This is a genomic window from Rhizobium sp. BK379 (genome assembly GCF_014193955.1).
Taxonomy (GTDB): Bacteria; Pseudomonadota; Alphaproteobacteria; order Rhizobiales; family Rhizobiaceae; genus Rhizobium.
The window spans coordinates 1,718,344-1,735,282 of record NZ_JACIAD010000001.1 but is presented as its reverse complement, the minus strand read 5'-3'; the positions used below and the strand labels follow the sequence as shown (position 1 = coordinate 1,735,282).

Genomic DNA, 16,939 nt, shown 5'->3' with positions numbered 1-16,939 from the left:
ACTGATTAATGAGTGGCCATTCCAGCTACGAGCCATCAACCGGCTTGGAAAAATGGGTCGATGCGCGCCTTCCGCTGCCGCGCATGGTCTATGACAGCTTCATTGCCTATCCGGTTCCGCGGAACCTGAACTATGCCTACACGTTCGGCGCCATGCTCGCCGTCATGCTGATCGTGCAGATCCTGACGGGCGTAACGCTCGCCATGCACTATGCCGCCGACACCACGATCGCCTTCAACTCCGTTGAAAAGATCATGCGTGACGTCAATCACGGCTGGCTGCTGCGTTACCTGCATGCCAACGGCGCATCCTTCTTCTTCGTCGCCGTATACCTGCACATCGCCCGCGGCCTCTATTACGGTTCGTACAAGGCGCCGCGCGAAATCCTCTGGATCCTCGGCGTCGTCATCTACCTCCTGATGATGGCAACCGGCTTCATGGGCTATGTCCTGCCCTGGGGCCAGATGTCCTTCTGGGGCGCAACCGTCATCACCGGCTTCTTCTCGGCCTTTCCGCTGGTCGGCGAATGGGTCCAGCAGTTCCTGCTTGGCGGCTTTGCCGTCGACCAGCCGACGCTGAACCGCTTCTTCTCGCTGCATTACCTGCTGCCCTTCATGATCGCCGGCGTCGTCGTCCTGCACATCTGGGCGCTGCACGTTACCGGCCAGACGAACCCGACGGGCGTCGAGGTCAAGACCAAGACGGATACGGTTCGTTTCACGCCTTACGCAACGCTCAAGGATGCGCTCGGCGTTTCGGTCTTCCTGATCGTCTATGCCTACTTCGTCTTCTACCTGCCGAACTATCTCGGCCATGCCGACAACTACATCCCGGCCGATCCGCTGAAGACCCCGGCCCACATCGTTCCGGAATGGTACTTCCTGCCGTTCTACGCGATGCTGCGCTCGATCACCTTCAATGTCGGCCCGATCGACTCCAAGCTCGGCGGCGTTCTGGTCATGTTCGGCGCCATCATCGTGCTGTTCTTCCTGCCCTGGCTCGACACTTCAAAGGTGCGCTCGGCGGTCTATCGTCCGTGGTTCAAGCTGTTCTACTGGCTGTTCGTGATCAACGCGATCATCCTCGGCTGGCTCGGCTCGCAGCCTGCGGAAGGCCTGTACACGACGATCTCGCAGTTCTGCACGCTGCTCTACTTCGCATTCTTCCTGGTCGCGATGCCGGTCCTTGGGCTGGTGGAAACACCGCGCCGCATTCCGAACTCGATCACTGAAGCGGTGCTCGAAAAGCGCAACAAGACTGCTGCGATCAAGGCCTGAGCGAGCGGACGGGAAGGAATAGAAATATGAAAAAGCTTGTTGCAAGCATCCTCTCGCTCGCTGTCGCAGCCGGCCTTGGCGGCGTCGCGTTCGCCCAGGAAGCTGCCGCCCCGGCTGCCCATCATGAGGAAAGTGCTACCCCGCACTATCCGCTGAAGGAACCGAAGGAAATCGACTGGACCTTTGCCGGCCCGTTCGGCCATTACGACAAGGGCCAGCTCCAACGCGGCCTGAAGGTGTATACCGAGGTCTGTTCCGCCTGCCACTCGATGAACCTCGTGCCCTTCCGTACGCTGGGCGCACTCGGCTATTCGGATGCACAGGTCAAGACCTTCGCAGCCAATTACGAAGTTCAGGACGGCCCTGACGCCAGCGGTGAAATGTTCACCCGCAAGGCAGTTCCATCCGACCACTTCCCATCGCCCTATCCGAATGCGGAAGCTGCCGCTGCTGCCAACAACGGTGCGGCTCCCCCGGATATGTCGCTGCTTGCCAAGGCCCGCGAAGTCGAACGCGGTTTCCCGCAGTTCGTCTTCGATATCTTCACCCAGTATCAGGAAAGCGGTCCGGACTATATCCACTCGCTGCTGACCGGCTATGAAGAGCCGCCGGCCGGCTTCCAGGTTCCGGCAGGTTCGCATTACAACCCGTATTTCCATGCCGCTGCCGTTCTCGCCATGCCGAAGCCGCTTTCCGACGACCAGGTCACCTATGACGACGGTTCGCCGCAGACGGTCGATCAGTATTCCAAGGATGTCTCGTCGTTCCTGATGTGGGCGTCCGAGCCGCATCTCGAAGAGCGCAAGCGTACCGGCTTCATGGTCATGGTCTTCCTGCTGATCTTCACGGTGCTGGTCTATCTGACCAAGCGCTCGATCTACGGGCGCACCGACCACTGAGATATAATCGGTCTCATGGGAAAAGGCGGCTTTTCAGCCGCCTTTTTTATTTGGTTTGACCCGGCGCAATTGATAGTGTGCGGGCGTTTTGTGCCCCTCGCAGATACGGATTTTCGATGAACAACACGCTTTCGGAGCTTGCGGCCAGCATCCGCTCCATTCCGGATTATCCCAAGCCCGGCATCATCTTTCGCGACATCACCACGTTGCTCGGCAATCCCCGGGCCTTCCGCCGCGCGGTCGATGAACTCGTGCAGCCCTATGCTGGTCTGAAGGTCGACAAGATTGCCGGCATGGAAGCGCGGGGCTTCATCCTCGGCGGCGCGGTTGCGCATCAGCTTTCCTCGGGCTTCGTGCCGATCCGCAAGAAGGGCAAGCTGCCGCATGACACGGTGCGCATCGCCTACAGCCTGGAATATGGCGTGGACGAAATGGAGATGCATCGCGATGCCGTTGAGCCAGGCGAAAAGGTGATCCTCGTCGACGATCTGATTGCGACGGGCGGCACGGCTGTGGGGGCGACAAAGCTTCTCCGCCAGATCGGCGCGGAAGTGGTCGGCGCCTGCTTCGTCATCGACCTGCCGGATCTCGGCGGCCGCAAGAAGCTTGAGGATCTCGGGGTCGACGTGCATACGCTCGTCGAGTTTTCCGGCCATTGAACCTGTCAATTCCAGCAGAGCCGTTTTAGGCGTTTGCTGGAATTGCTTCTGCCCGCATCACTCGAATTCGAGCACGCTGCTTTCGAAGCGGATGACGGCAATACCGTCCTGATTGACGCCTTCGCAGAGGATGCTGTTGACATGCCAGCCCGGCCGCGACGCCAGCGGGCGGCCGGAGAGAAAGGTCACGGAATAGCTGACCGTCTCGTCGACAAAGACCGGTTTCAGCCATTGCAGCTTCTGAAAGCCGGGTGAGGGGCCGAGGTTCGGCGGGGCCAGGCCCTCGCTCTTCAGCCGGTCGATCTCCGCCATCCAGTATTTGAGGAAACATTGCATCCAGGCGGCCGTCGTATGCCATCCGGAGGCGCAGAGCCCGCCGAACATCGTGTCGCCGGCCGCATCCTTGTCGGTATGGAAGCGCTGCGGATCGTATTTCCGGGCGAAGCTGAGGATCTTTTCTTCGGTGAAGACATAGGTCCCGATCTCACTCTTCTCACCGGCGGCGTAGAGTTCGGTCATTCTCATGCGCTGACCTCCAGGCTGCCACGCATGCCGAAGATGACGGAATTTTCCGACAGGAGGACCAGTTCACCGCGCTGGTTTTCCACGTCGTGGCGGAATTTAACGATGCCGAGGCCTGGACGCGAGCGCATCGGACGTGCCTCCAGCACCGTCGAATGGCCGGAGAGCGTGTCGCCTGCCAACACCGGTTTGCGCCATTCCATGAAATCGACGCCCGGTGCACCTTCGCAAAGCGAGTTCAGGACGAAACTGTCGGCCATCATGCGCATGAACATCGCCGACGTATGCCAGCCGGAAGCGGCGAGGCCGCCAAGGATGCTGGCACGGCCCGCGGTCTCGTCCAGATGCATGGGCTGAGGGTCGAACTCTGCGGCAAATTCGATGATTTCGGGTGCCGTCACTGGCTTCGGGCCAAGCGGAAAGCGCCGGCCGGGCTGGAAATCCTCATAGGCGAGCTTTTCTGCAGGCATTAGGGGTCCTCATCATAGGCAGGCGTCATTGCTTACAATAGCATCCGCGCGGGCTCAATGATTCCATAGGAACGAACCGGCATGGCTGAACTAAGGTCGATACTCGACGAGGCGGCGCGCGAGGGGCTGATTACCGCCGAGGCTGGCGAGCGGCTGGTGCCGTTCCTGGCTGCACGCGGTGTTGTCGTCGACGCGCGTGCGGCGGGGCCTTTGGAGCCGGCATGGTCGGATACAGAGACGCCACGCTTCGTCAGGGGCTTTCATGACGTCCTCATCACCATCGGCATCCTGATCGCGCTGGCGGGCCTCTGGGGACTTGCCTCGCTCTATGCGGTGCTGCCGGCAATTCTTGTGCTGGCAGAAATCCTCGTGAAGCGCCAGCGCCTCGCGCTGCCGGCCGTGGTGCTGACGCTAGCGGTTTTTGCCTGGACCTTCCGGATGATGCTGTCGATCTATCCCTCCAATGCCGATCTGTGGCTGACCGGCGATGGCATCGACAGGTTCATCGTCGCATTCCCCGTTATCATGGGGCTTTTCTATCTGCGCTACCGTGTGCCGCTTGCGCTTGCGCTTTCCATCTTCTCGGGTCTGGCCCTCGTGCTTGCGCTTGTCTTCCGCCTGCTGCAATGGGCGAGCGGCGACGATGCCTTCATCCTCAACCATCCGACTCTTGTGTCGGTCATCCTGTTTGCCTGCGCCGTCGGCCTGTTCATCGCTGCACTCGGTTTCGATCTCAGCGACAGGCTTCGCCGCACGACGCGATCGGATGTCGCCTTCTGGCTTCATCTCGTTGCCGCACCTGCGCTGCTCTACAGCATCCGGATCTTGCTCTCACTCGACGGCGGCTGGCTGGACATCATGGACGCCAACTCGTTCAAGACCCCGGTTGTCGTCGTAATTGTCGCGCTGTTGATGCTGATCGGCTTGATCATCGACCGGCGCGCTTTCGTCACGTCTGGGCTGCTGACGCTGGGACTGGCGATCTATGGGATATTCCGGCAGGGGAGTGCGACCGTCGATACCTATATTTTCGGAACGCTCATTATCGTCGGCGTGATCGTGCTCATCATCGGTACGGGCTGGATGCCGCTTCGGCGCATCGTGTTGCGTGCCTTGCCGTCAGGCGCAGTAGAAAGGCTGCCGCCCGGCTGAGCGGCAGCTTTGGTTTTTCTGTTTGACGCATGTCGTTATCGCAAAAACGCTGCGGGCTTTTGCGCGACATGCCTATGCATCAGGTATTGAAGCGGAAGTGGATGACGTCGCCGTCCTGGACGACATATTCCTTGCCTTCGTCGCGCGCCTTGCCGGCCTCCTTGGCGCCGACTTCACCATTGAACTGGATGTAGTCGTCGTAGGCGATCGTATTGGCGCGGATGAAGCCGCGTTCGAAATCCGAGTGGATCACGCCGGCTGCCTGCGGCGCCTTGGTGCCGCGCGCGATCGTCCAGGCGCGCGTTTCCTTCGGGCCGACCGTGAAATAGGTGATAAGGTCGAGCAGCTTGTAGCCTGCGCGGATCAAACGGTCGAGGCCAGCTTCGTCAAGGCCGAGGGCTGAAAGGAACTCCTTGGCTTCCTCATCTGGAAGCTGGGCGACTTCGGATTCGATCGCAGCCGAGATAATGACGGTTTCGGCGCCTTGCGCCTTCGCCATCACGGCGACAGCCTCGGTATGTTGGTTGCCGGTCACAGCGTCGCCTTCGGCGACGTTGCAGACATAGAGGACTGGATGCGAGGTCAGGAGGTTAAGGCCCTGGAGGATACGGATCTCTTCCGCGTCCAGCTTCGCGAGCAGGGTGCGAACCGGCTTGCCGTCCTGCAGCAGGGCGAGCGAGGCTTCCATGATCGGCAGCATGGCCAAGGACTCCTTGTCCTTGCCGGCGGCGCGCTTGCGGGTCTGCTCCGTGCGGCGCTCAAGGCTTTCGAGATCGGCGAGCATCAGTTCGGTCTCGATCGTATCGGCGTCGGCAACCGGATCGATGCGACCTTCCACGTGGGTGATGTCGCCGTCCTCGAAGCAGCGCAGCACATGCACGATGGCATCGACTTCGCGAATATTGGCGAGGAACTGGTTGCCGAGACCTTCACCCTTCGATGCGCCACGCACGAGGCCGGCAATATCGACGAAGTTGATGCGGGTCGGGATGATTTCCTTCGACTTGGCAATATTGGCAAGCTTCTGCATGCGGGCGTCGGGAACGGCCACTTCGCCGGTGTTCGGCTCGATCGTGCAGAAGGGATAGTTCGCCGCCTGCGCTGCCGCCGTCTTGGTGAGTGCGTTGAAGAGGGTCGACTTGCCGACATTCGGCAGACCGACGATACCGCATTTGAAGCCCATGGCTGAAACCTGCTGTTCTCAAGAAATCCTTGGCCGTGGCTATGGGATAAAGGAGGGGAGCGGTCAAGTCTTAGAGCGCTTTTCTCGCCGCTCCCTTGCCGTCGGGGCTTAGCAGCATTATTCTTACCCTCGCGGGATTTCCCCCGGCACCAGGTGTCGAAATTCTGCAATCTAAAAAGCTTAGTTAGATCCAAACCCCTTCCCATGTCATCAACGGGCGGATTTCCGATGGCTGACAACGACATTGCCTTAAAACCCAAGACCAGGGTGAAGCCGAAGCTGGACAAGCCGAAGCTCTACAAGGTCATTCTCGTCAATGACGATTATACGCCACGCGAATTTGTCACCGTGGTTCTTAAGGTCGTTTTTCGCATGAGCGAAGAGGCCGGTTACCGCGTGATGATGACGGCCCACAAGCTCGGCTCCTGCGTGGTCGTGGTTTGTACCAAAGATATTGCGGAGACGAAGGCCAAGGAAGCCATCGACCTTGCCAAGGAGATGGGCTTTCCACTGATGTTCACGACGGAGCCTGAGGAATAGTGGCCGGAGGAAAGGACGTGCGTCTCAAGACGGGCGGCGGATCTGGTAGCCGGTCTTGTCCTGCATGAAACCACAGTTTTCATAGAAGCGCAGGGTTGCCGGATTCTTGGATCCGGTGAGCAGCATGACCTTGTAGCAGCCGACGTTCCAGGCTTCTTCAATCGCATGCCGGATGAGTTTGCCGGCATAACCTTGCTTGCGGTGATCAGCGTGGGTGACGACGTTTTCGATCAGTGCGTATGAGGCGCCATTGCGCGTCAGGTTGGGCACGATGACCAGCGTGACGGTCGCGGCAGCGATCTCGCCGGCAAAGCCGATCAAGACCGTCATGCCGGGCTGCGCCAGAATGGCGGAAAAACGTTCCGTTGCCATATGGGCAGAGAGGACCGGATCGGTCGGGTTGAGGTGCTGGTAGAGGGTGGTCAGGCCCTGTAAATCGCCGACGGCCGCGGGCCGGATGCTGAAGTCCCCGCCTGCCATCGCGTTCAGTCGCCCTTGTTGCCGAACATCTTTTTCAGCATCTCGGCCATGGGGCCAGTCGCCGGAAGCTTCTGCTGGCCGTGATTGCGGGCCTGGTGAATGTGGGACTTTCCTGCCGGCTTCTTCTCCGGCTTCGGCTTTTCCTCTTCCGCCTTGCCGCCGAGCGCGAGTGCAATCTTGTTCATCAGCTGGGAATCTTCATTGCGGACCAGCATGTCGGCGTTGTCGGCGAGCGTGTCGAGCAGCGGTTCCAGCCAATCCCGGTCGACCTTGGCGAAATCACCAAGCACATGGTTGTGCACGAGTTCCTTGGCGCCTGGATGACCGACGCCGAGGCGCAGGCGGCGGTATTCCTTGCCGCAATGGGCGTCGAGCGACTTGATGCCATTGTGGCCGCCATGGCCTCCGCCGGTCTTCAGCCGCGCCTTGCCGGCCGGGAGATCGAGCTCGTCATAGATCGCCACGAGATCGGAAGGCTGCAGCTTGTAGAAGCGCATGGCTTCGCCGACCGCTTCGCCCGACAGGTTCATGAAGGTCTGCGGCTTGATCAGCAGCACCTTCTCACCCGCCAGCTCACCTTCTGATATCTCGGCCTTGAATTTCCTCGACCAGGGCGAAAAGCTGTGGCGGCGATAGATGGCATCCACCGCCATGAAGCCGATATTGTGCCGGTTGCCGGCATATTTCGCGCCGGGATTGCCGAGACCCGCGATGATCAGCATGGCCTGTCTTCCTTGCAAGAGCTGTTGGCGTTCACCACCGCGAAACGGCGGCAAAGTCAAGTGGCAAAGGCGGGCCTGAACGGCGGGCGGCCGATCAATTCAGCAGATGCAGGCCATATTTCGTGAAGATCTGCTTCTGTTCGCCGCTGGCAATCAGCTTGTCCAGCGAGGCCTGCATGCGGGCCAGGAGATCGTCCGGGAAGTTCTTCTCGCAGGCAATTCCCATCGGCTGGGAGGACAGCACGGTCACCATTTCCAGCGGCTGGTCAGCCTTCAGCTTGTCGAAATAGAGTTCGGAGATCGGCATCATGTCGATACGGCCGCCGAGCAGCTTGCGCAGCGTCGCGTTGAAATCGCTGGCGACGTCGAGCTTGGTAAAGCCCTTCTCCTTGAGTGTCACTTCGGTATAGTCGTCACGCTGTGTGCCGATAACGTATTTCTTTGCCGCCTCGAGGTTGGCGGCAGAGACGCCTGAACCCTGGCGGGTAATCAGGATGTTGCGGTCGACGAGAAGCGGCTCGACCCATTTGAACAGGCCGTCGCGCGAGGCATTGTGGGCGGTCGCGAAGACGCAGGTCATCGATGTCGTGCGTGCGAGACTGAAGGCACGGGCCCAGGGCATGACGTCGAGGGTATAATCGACGCCGATATCGGCCATCACCTTCTGAACCTGTTCGACGGTCGCGCCCTTGATAACCTTTCCGTCGCGGTAGTTGAAAGGGGCGTATTCCTCGGTCACGAAGGCTACCGTCTGGGCTGACGCCGACGCGGAAAAGCAGGGCAGGGCAAGAAGTGCAAGAAGCAGCAGCCTTTTCATTGCGATACCTCCCGTATCTCGTCAATTCATGAAGCGCGCGCCACATCCGAGAGCGAGCTGCTCAATTCCTCGATCAGCCTGGCGGCGTTCTGCGGACGGTGGAACAGATAGCCCTGACCATAATCGAGGCCCATCTGGTGCAGGGTGCCGCATTCCTCCTCGGTCTCGATGCCTTCGGCAATCACGGTGCAGTTCATCTTGTGCGACAGCGTCGTGATGCCCTCGATCAGCATGCGGCTCTTCTGGCGCACGTCATCGTCAGCGTCATTGATGGCGCGGGTGAAGGACTGGTCGATCTTGATGATGTCGACCGGAAAACGATTGAGATAACTCAGCGACGAGTACCCGGTACCAAAATCGTCAAGCGCGATGCGGCAACCGAAACGGCGCAGTTCCGTCACGATCATGCGGATCTGCGGGTTGTCGTGCATCAGCACCGCTTCCGTGATCTCGACGACGATACGATCCGGCAGGATGCCGTGGCGGCCGAGGATGGCGGCGAGGCGCGCGGCGAGCGCCGGCTCGAATTGCAGCGGCGAGAAATTGATGGCGAGATAGCTATTCTGCATGCCGGGCAGGCGAGAAATCTTCGCCAGATTGGCGATCGCCTTTTCCATGATGACATTGCCGACGCGAACGATCTTGGCAGTCTCTTCGGCCACGCTGATGATCTCGGCCGGTGGCATGAGACCCTTCTGCGGATGGTTGAGGCGCATCAGCGCCTCGAAGCCCGCGATGCCGCGGCCGTTCAGGTTGACGATCGGCTGGAGATAGGCCTCGAACCAGTCGTCGGCGAGGCCGGCTTCGATATGCGCTTCGATCTCGGCGCGCCGGCGGGCATGGTCGAGCATGCCATTGTCGAAAATCCGTGCGCCGTTCTTGCCGTCGCGCTTCTTGGCATACATGGCCATGTCGGACTTCTGCAGCAGTTCGGCTGCCGTCGCAGCATGGCGCGGATAGATGGCGATGCCGACAGAGGCGCTGAGATGCATGTCCGGGCCGAAAGGGGTCTCGAAGATCGAAGCGATCTGGTCGCACATGGCGCGAGCGCGCTTCTCGGCATTCTTGGCGGGCAGCAGGATGGCGAATTCATCGCCGCCGAGACGGGCAGCTTCATCGGAGGGAGCAAGCAGCGTCTTCAGCCGCTCGACGAGTTCGATGAGGGCCGCGTCGCCTGCGGCGTGGCCCATATTGTCGTTAATCCACTTGAAGCGGTCGAGGTCGACGAAGAGGCAGGCGAGTTCTTGATCGGCGGCATCGGCGGCTGCGATCTTGCTGTCGAGTACGGCTTCGAAGCCCTGGCGGTTCAACAGACCTGTCAGATGGTCCGATATCGCCTGGCGATGATTGCGGTCTTCGGAGGCCTTCAGTTCCGTCACATCGGTCATAACGGAGAGCGACTGACCTTCCTGTCCCTGGGTCGTCAGCGCCGACTCCATGATCAGGACGTCCATGATGCGGCCGTCCATGCAGATGAACTTGACGGTGACGTCACCGGTGCCGTTCTCACGCTGGCTCTTGCGATTGACGAACTTGTCGCGGGTGAAGGAGGTCACGAGATCGGAGAAATTCCGGCCGATGACGGCGGCGCGGTGATAACCGGTTGCAAGCAGCCAATAGTCGCTGACGGCGGTGATGCGATCTTCGTCGTCGAGCGAGAAGAGCATGGCGGGCGTCAGGTCATAGATATCGGTGGTGCGGCGATGCGCGAGCTTCAGCTCGGTTTCCTCATTCTCGAGCTTCGTCTGCATTTCGTTGAAGCTCTGGGCGAGGCGGCCCATTTCGTCGTTCGACCGCCAGTCGACATGATGGCGGGAGCCGAGCTGGCGTGTCGCCTCGATTGCGGCCGTCAGGCGCATCAGGGGCTGGATGACGAAGATGCGGTTGCCGATGAGCGCGGTGGCGAAAACAGCCAGCACCGCGAAAATGAAGATCGAGACGAAAACGACCTCTTCCTGCTTCAGGCCGGAAAACAGGCCGAGTGCCGGATAGAAGACGGAAATGCTGCCGAGGTTTTTCGGCCCATCGACGGTGTTGTAGATGATGGCGCGTGATACCTGAACCAGCTTGCCGTCGAATGACCTCGGAATGGTCGACTGGCTGACGTCGAGCTGGCCGGATTGATCGCGGACTTCCACCTTGACGATGGCACCCTGCGAAACGACCGTCGCGCTGATCTGGGTTACGCTGTCAGCATCAAGATCCCAAAGCGGCTTGGCAAGCGCCTGGGCATTGGCAACAAGAAGAACGGAAATATGGTCGCGTATTTCCTTGTCGGCGCGTTCGGAGGAAAGGAAAAGAAAAAGAACAAAAAGGGGGGCTACAAAAACAAGCAGCGCGCCGCAAACAATCGCAAAAAATCTGTTCTCAACGGAATTATTCATGGTTCCGTTTGCTCCACGGGGTCGGAATATTCTGCGGTCACGCAGCAGGGCGGGGACTTCGCAACCAGCCGGAACATGCTTCCATGAATGTGTTAAATGTTGCTGAAATGGGCCTTTTCCGGAAATGAAAAAGCCCGCTTTCCTCAGGGAAAACGGGCTTATGCTTTACAAATTGGTAGAAGCGATCAGGCTTCTGCTTCGCCTTCGGCAGCGGACTCGTCGATGCCTGCAGCCGGAGCAACGATCGTTGCGATCGTGAAGTCGCGATCGGCGATAGTGGGCGTAACACCCTTCGGCAGCGTGACTTCCGAAATGTGGATGCTGTCGCCGATCTTGTGGCCGGAGAGGTCAACCGTGAAGAATTCCGGGATCGCGTTTGCCGGGCACTGAACTTCGACTTCGTGACGAACGATGTTCAGAACGCCGCCGACCTTGAGGCCAGGGGACTTGTCTTCGTTGACGAAGTGAACCGGGATTTCAACGGTAACCTGGGTGTTGCCAGATACGCGCAGGAAGTCGACGTGCATCGTGAAGTCGCGGACCGGATCGAGCTGGTAGTCCTTCGGCAGAACCTGGTACTTCTTGCCGTCGACGTCGATGGTCGCAACGGTGGTCATGAAGCCACCGGCATGAATGCGCTTCGTCACCTCATTGGTGTTGATAGCGATGGAAATCGGGGCCTGCTTGTCACCATAGATGACAGCGGGAATAAAGCCGTTGCGGCGGAGTTCACGGGCGGACCCCTTACCAACCCGTTCGCGCGCCTCGGCCTTGAGCTCGTAAGTTTCGTGGCTCATGGCTAGTCCTTTCGAGGTTATTTGGAGAGCCCGCGGCTGGCAAAAAGCCTTGTGCCATCGGACCGGAGGCGGGCGTGCCCGTCCTCATCCGCGTTGCCTCCAAGGGTGTCTACGCGGACGCGTGGCCTATAATATAAGTGTCACGGAAACGCAAGCGGTGACAGGCTCTGTCGAGAAGAGCATGCCGTCGGCCATATCCTGCCGATCGCGTCTTGCAGTAATACACCCGAAAAACCGCGCGATGCAATCTTTGGTATTGAGAGGGTCACTCCAAAACCAATGATAAGCTTTCGTTGTCCGGGCGTTAATCACAAAGTCGAACAGAAGGTTCCACTTTGCCTGCAAAGGCGCCGGATTATCCCTTCTTTAACGCGGTCAGACCGATGTCAGGCTTGAAAAGAATGGGTTTTCTCATGTTTGCGATCGCATACTGCCTGACATACCAACATGACCTGACGCTGGTTCTCCTGGCTGCCGCACTATGCCTCGTGTCCAATCTGGGAACGATCCTGTTCTTGAGAAGCGCTGGCAGGTCAAAAGGCGTGCCGCGCTGGATCTGGCTTTCCGTGGCCGGGGCAGCGGGCGGCTTCGGTATCTGGTCGACGCATTTCGTCGCGATGCTCGCCTATGATCCGGGCATCGTCGTCGGTTATGATCGCGACCTGACGCTTATTTCACTCGGCGCGGCCTTTGCCTCCACTTTTGTGGCCGGCCTTGCTGCCGTGTCACTTGTAGGCTCCCAGGCCAATATTGCCGCGGGCCTGGCTTTTGGCGTCGGCGTCGCAGCCATGCATTTCATCGGCATGGCCGGACTCCAGGTTCCAGGGACCATCGTCTGGGATCGGTATCTCGTTGTTGTTGCGCTGATCATATCGGCGGCCATGGCGACCTGGGGATTTACGCTCACAAAGAACTGGAAGGGCTCGAACTGGAGCATTCTCGCTGCAGCGTCCGCGCTGTCACTCGGCATCGTCCTCATGCATTTCACCGCGATGGGGGCGCTGACGATTATCGAAGGAGGCGCAAACGCGATCGAGCCGCAGGCGCTTTCGAAGCCGTTTCTTCTGGCGACCATTCTTGCCGTATCGATCTCAATGCTCGCCTCGGGCATTTCGGCATCGATCATTGCGTTTCGCGCCGCCAGGCACGCGAGTGCAAGCGAAACCAGGTTCGAGCTGCTCCTGCAGGGCGTGACGGACTACGCAATCTACATGCTCGACCCTTCAGGCATCGTGTCGAACTGGAATACCGGGGCGGAACGCGCCAAGGGCTATAGCGCCGCCGAAATCGTCGGCCAGAGCTTCGCACGGTTCTACTCCGAAGAGGATCAGAAGAATGGTCTTCCGCAGCGCGCGCTCCAATCCGCTCTCGCCAACGGCAGATTTGAAGCGGAAGGGCTGCGTTTTCGCAAGGATGGATCCTCGTTCTGGGCACATGTCGTCATCCAACCCGTGTATGATGATGACCATCATCTCATCGGATACGTGAAGATTACCCGCGATATCACGCAGGCAAAGATCGACGGGGATCGGATCAGGGAAGTATCGAGGAACCTCGATCTGGCACTCGAGAATATGAGCCAGGGCATCTCGATGTTCGACCGCAATGAGCGACTGATCCTCGCAAACGCCAGATATAGCCAGCTCTTCGGGTTTCCCGAGAATTTCATTCGCCCGGGCCTTGCCTATTCCGAGATCGTTCGCAGCGGCTATCAGATCGTCTTTGGCGATGGCGACGCCGCAGATACAAGGGCGACCGATCATTATCGCCGGCATATGGCGACCATGCGCTCCGGCCAGAAGACCCTGGTGCATCAGACGACGAGCGGTCGCTCAATTCTTGCGACATTCAACGTTCTGGCGGATGGCGGCTGGGTTACGACATTCGAAGACATTACCGAACGGCTGGCACGCGAAGAGAAAATCGCGTTCATGGCCAAGCACGATGCGTTGACCGGCCTGCCGAACCGTCCCACGTTCAACGACTATCTCTCACATCAGCTGACAATCGCCAAAAGGCTGTCGAGCAAGGTTGCGGTGATTGGCATCGACCTGGACAAGTTCAAGGAAATCAATGACCAGATGGGTCATGTCGCAGGTGATTTCGTGTTGAGCACATTGGCCGCGCGCTTGAACGGGATCCTGCGTGACGAGGAGCTCGTCGCCCGGCTGGGCGGCGATGAGTTCGCAGCCGTGAAGCGCTTCAACGACATGGCAGAGCTTGACGACTTCGTTGCGCGGCTGGAAGCCACGCTCATGGAGAGGATGGATTTCGAGGGACACCATATCGTCCCCGGCGCCAGCGTTGGCGTCGCACTTTACCCCGAGGCCGGCGAAAATACCGAAACGCTTCTCGCAAACGCAGATTTGGCCATGTATCGCGCAAAGCACGAGGTCGGGCGCAATGTCTGCTTCTATGAAGAATCCATGGATGAAGCGTCTCGTGACAGACGAAGGCTGGCGCGTGACCTCTGGACCGCGATCGAGCGTGACCAGATGTACCTTCACTATCAGGTGCAGAAGTCGGTCGCGACCGGCAAGACGACCGGCTACGAGGTGCTGCTCAGATGGAACCATCCTGAACGCGGAAACATCTCGCCCGTCGATTTCATTCCGATTGCCGAAGAATGCGGCGCGATCGTGCCCATCGGCGAATGGGTCCTTCGCGAGGCATGCAGGGAAGCGATCAGCTGGAAGGACGACATCAAGATCGCCGTCAATATTTCGCCCATCCAGATCGCCCATGCAAACATAGCCGAACTCGTTCGCGCCGTGCTCCAGGAAACCGGCCTGCCGGCATCGCGGCTCGAACTTGAAATAACGGAGTCGTCGATCATCGTCGACAAGAACAAGGCGCTGGTTGCAATGCGCGCGCTCAAGCAGCAGGGGGTCGCTATCGCCATCGACGATTTTGGAACAGGCTATTCGTCACTCGAGACCCTTCGCTCATTCCCCTTCGACAAGATCAAGCTCGATCGCAGCTTCATGAACGAAGTCGAGACGAGCCAGGAGGCGAAAGCGGTCATTCGGTCCATCCTTGCCCTCGGACGCGGGCTGTCGATTCCGGTGCTGGCGGAAGGCGTGGAAACGCTGAGCCAGCTCGAGCTGCTGACGTCGGAAGGATGCGATGAGGCTCAGGGCTACTACTTTGGCCGCCCGGCACGAATGGAAAAACAAGCCGCTGCACTCAACACTGCGGCTTGACACCGGAAGATATCCGATCTTCCTATGCCGCATTCAAAGCGGCTGAGGAGAGTACGGATGCGTCTCAAACTTGTCACCACGACGAGCATTATTGCCCTATCGCTGTTCGGGGCAGCGAATGCGGCTGAGATCAATCAGGATGGAGCCAACAAGCTTCGCGACAGCCTGACGAAAGTGTTGCCTGACGATTTTGCAAAGAGCGGTTTTCTAACCGTCAACCCGGCGGGTAGCCGCTACGAGATCATTTATGATTTCGCCAAGCTGCTCAGCAAGGTCGACACGACCAAGGTCGTGGTGAATGGCCTGACACCATGGTCGGTTTTTGCCACGCCGCTCGACAGCGGTCTGTGGAACCTTGAAGGCAATAACAGCTTCAATATCTCCGGCAACCTCAAGGGGCCGGATGACAAGGCCACGGATTTTACCTACTCGATAGCATCGATGGTCTATGACGGCGTTTTCGATCCTGCGATCGCCTATCTGCGCTCCGGCAATTTCAAGGCCACTGACATCCGCGTCACGTCAAAGTCCGATATGGACCAGGTCGACGCGACATTTGCGGGCATGGACTACCGGCTCGATTCGACCGACAGCGCCAGCGGTAATGGTCGTCTCGATTTCAAGGCCAACGGTTCGCTTTCCGCGCTGTCGGAGACCGTCACGAGCCCGCAGATGCCACCGGTCAACATCAAGGCGGATTCGATAGACTTCAACGCCGATGTCGCCAGCCTGCCGGCGAAGGAAATCCGCGATATCGTCTTCTTCATCCTGGAGCATATGGACGAGAAGGAACTGAGCAAGGAGGATGGCGAAAAGCTGAAATCGGTGCTCAAGGCATCCTTCCCGCTATTCTCCTCCCTCAATGAATCGATCACGGCGAACAACCTGACGGTCGGTACCGCCGCGGGTAACGGTGGCGCGAAGGCCTTCGGCTATGATTTCTCGATCGCCGGGCCGAGCGACGCCGTCCGCTTTGCCTTCGGTATGAACGCTGCAGATGTGACGCTCGATAGCCCTGTCGTGCCGGCGAGCTACCACGCCTTCCTGCCGAAGAGCATCGATATGCAGATCGCCGTCCCCGATATGGATTTTGCCGCTTTCGGCGACGAGTTCATGAAGATCGATTTCTCGGCCGGCAGCAATTCGGAGGAAAGCGGCAAGCAGGCGGCCGAGAAGCTTTTCCATGATGGTATGCTCGTCGTCGACTTGCCGAAGTTTACCGCGGTCTCCGACGTCTACGATATCGACGTCACCGGCAAACTGCTGGGCCGCATCGATACGCAGAAGGACTATTCGGTTCAGGCTTCGGTCCTTGCGCGCGATCTCGACAAGTCGATCGCCGCCATTCAGGAGCTTGCCAAGAGCGATCCGAACCTCCAGCAGGTCTCCTTCGGCATGATGATGGCCAAGGGCTTTGCCAAGACCGATCCGGATGGCCGCTCGCGCTGGGATATCAGCGTTGCCGGCGACGGTTCGGTGGCGGTCAACGGTCAGCAGATCAAGGGACCGGATGCCGAGGAGCCGGATCAGAGCGAGGATCAGGATCAAGGGCAGGAACCCGATCAGGAACAGGAACAAGGTCAGGAGCCGGCACAGCCGCAATAAGGCCTTCGGCTTGCAATCTGAAAATGAAAAGCCGGCTCCGTGCCGGCTTTTTAGATCCGGCACCGAAAGTCGAGGTCAAGTCAGCCTCTGGATGACAGTGGCGAAGGGCTTTGCTCAAGAGGGGGACGGCCGACCATTGTGGGCCGTTGTTCGACATCCGGATGGTTCTGTGACGGTGAATAATCAGCCCTTGATAGGGCTGAGTGAGACCGGACAGTAACAAGCATGC

The 16,939-nt window shown here is 59.2% G+C and carries 15 protein-coding genes; 7 read left to right on the top strand and 8 right to left on the bottom strand.

Annotated features, from left to right (window positions below):
* Positions 1–8 precede the first annotated feature (8 nt).
* From FHT93_RS08885 to FHT93_RS08875, 3 genes are all read left to right on the top strand, one after another.
* Entirely contained in the window at positions 9–1,277 is a 1,269-nt protein-coding gene (locus FHT93_RS08885) for a cytochrome b N-terminal domain-containing protein (protein ID WP_112543555.1), read from the top strand.
* 26 nt (positions 1,278–1,303) lie between these two features.
* Entirely contained in the window at positions 1,304–2,176 is an 873-nt protein-coding gene (locus tag FHT93_RS08880) for a cytochrome c1 (RefSeq protein WP_112543556.1), read from the top strand.
* 116 nt (positions 2,177–2,292) lie between these two features.
* Positions 2,293–2,835, top strand: coding sequence for an adenine phosphoribosyltransferase (locus FHT93_RS08875; RefSeq protein WP_112543557.1), 543 nt, complete (start codon positions 2,293–2,295; stop codon positions 2,833–2,835).
* 57 nt (positions 2,836–2,892) lie between these two features.
* Here FHT93_RS08875 and FHT93_RS08870 read toward each other — a convergent pair whose 3' ends face one another.
* Positions 2,893–3,360, bottom strand: a complete 468-nt coding sequence (locus FHT93_RS08870; protein WP_113016496.1) for a MaoC/PaaZ C-terminal domain-containing protein — start codon at positions 3,358–3,360, stop codon at positions 2,893–2,895.
* On the bottom strand, positions 3,357–3,827 hold the full coding sequence (locus tag FHT93_RS08865) for a MaoC family dehydratase (protein ID WP_113016497.1): 471 nt from the start codon (positions 3,825–3,827) through the stop codon (positions 3,357–3,359). Before FHT93_RS08865 ends, FHT93_RS08870 begins: the two co-directional genes overlap by 4 nt.
* A gap of 81 nt (positions 3,828–3,908) precedes the next feature.
* Between FHT93_RS08865 and FHT93_RS08860 the strand changes: the two genes are divergently transcribed.
* Complete coding sequence (locus tag FHT93_RS08860) at positions 3,909–4,979, top strand: hypothetical protein (protein ID WP_113016498.1); 1,071 nt, start codon at positions 3,909–3,911, stop codon at positions 4,977–4,979.
* A 79-nt stretch (positions 4,980–5,058) separates the two neighbouring features.
* Here the strand turns inward: FHT93_RS08860 and ychF are convergent, their stop codons facing one another.
* Positions 5,059–6,162 carry a redox-regulated ATPase YchF gene (gene ychF / locus FHT93_RS08855; RefSeq protein ID WP_112972212.1) on the bottom strand — a complete coding sequence of 368 codons (1,104 nt, stop codon included), beginning with the start codon at positions 6,160–6,162 and terminating at the stop codon, positions 5,059–5,061.
* 228 nt (positions 6,163–6,390) lie between these two features.
* On the opposite strand from ychF, the gene clpS reads away from it, so the two are divergent.
* Entirely contained in the window at positions 6,391–6,702 is a 312-nt protein-coding gene (gene clpS, locus FHT93_RS08850; protein ID WP_112543562.1) for an ATP-dependent Clp protease adapter ClpS, read from the top strand.
* A 24-nt stretch (positions 6,703–6,726) separates the two neighbouring features.
* On the opposite strand, the gene FHT93_RS08845 is transcribed toward clpS, so the two are convergent.
* The 5 genes from FHT93_RS08845 to FHT93_RS08825 all read right to left on the bottom strand — a co-directional run bounded on the left by FHT93_RS08845 (position 6,727) and on the right by FHT93_RS08825 (position 11,902).
* Positions 6,727–7,182, bottom strand: coding sequence for a GNAT family N-acetyltransferase (locus tag FHT93_RS08845; protein WP_113016499.1), 456 nt, complete (start codon positions 7,180–7,182; stop codon positions 6,727–6,729).
* A 5-nt stretch (positions 7,183–7,187) separates the two neighbouring features.
* On the bottom strand, positions 7,188–7,904 hold the full coding sequence (gene pth, locus FHT93_RS08840; protein ID WP_183847142.1) for an aminoacyl-tRNA hydrolase: 717 nt from the start codon (positions 7,902–7,904) through the stop codon (positions 7,188–7,190).
* Between the two features lie 94 nt (positions 7,905–7,998).
* A complete protein-coding gene (locus tag FHT93_RS08835; protein ID WP_112543565.1) occupies positions 7,999–8,721 on the bottom strand; it encodes a transporter substrate-binding domain-containing protein in 723 nt (240 codons plus the stop codon).
* Positions 8,722–8,747: 26 nt separating this feature from the next.
* Positions 8,748–11,105, bottom strand: coding sequence for an EAL domain-containing protein (locus tag FHT93_RS08830; protein WP_183847140.1), 2,358 nt, complete (start codon positions 11,103–11,105; stop codon positions 8,748–8,750).
* 185 nt (positions 11,106–11,290) lie between these two features.
* A complete protein-coding gene (locus FHT93_RS08825) occupies positions 11,291–11,902 on the bottom strand; it encodes a 50S ribosomal protein L25/general stress protein Ctc (RefSeq protein ID WP_112543567.1) in 612 nt (203 codons plus the stop codon).
* 413 nt (positions 11,903–12,315) lie between these two features.
* Here FHT93_RS08825 and FHT93_RS08820 point away from each other — a divergent pair, with 413 nt between their 5' ends.
* Together FHT93_RS08820 and FHT93_RS08815 are read left to right on the top strand one after the other, a co-directional pair.
* Complete coding sequence (locus FHT93_RS08820) at positions 12,316–15,105, top strand: EAL domain-containing protein (RefSeq protein ID WP_183847138.1); 2,790 nt, start codon at positions 12,316–12,318, stop codon at positions 15,103–15,105.
* A 57-nt stretch (positions 15,106–15,162) separates the two neighbouring features.
* Complete coding sequence (locus FHT93_RS08815; protein ID WP_183847135.1) at positions 15,163–16,710, top strand: hypothetical protein; 1,548 nt, start codon at positions 15,163–15,165, stop codon at positions 16,708–16,710.
* The last annotated feature ends 229 nt before the right edge of the window (positions 16,711–16,939 follow it).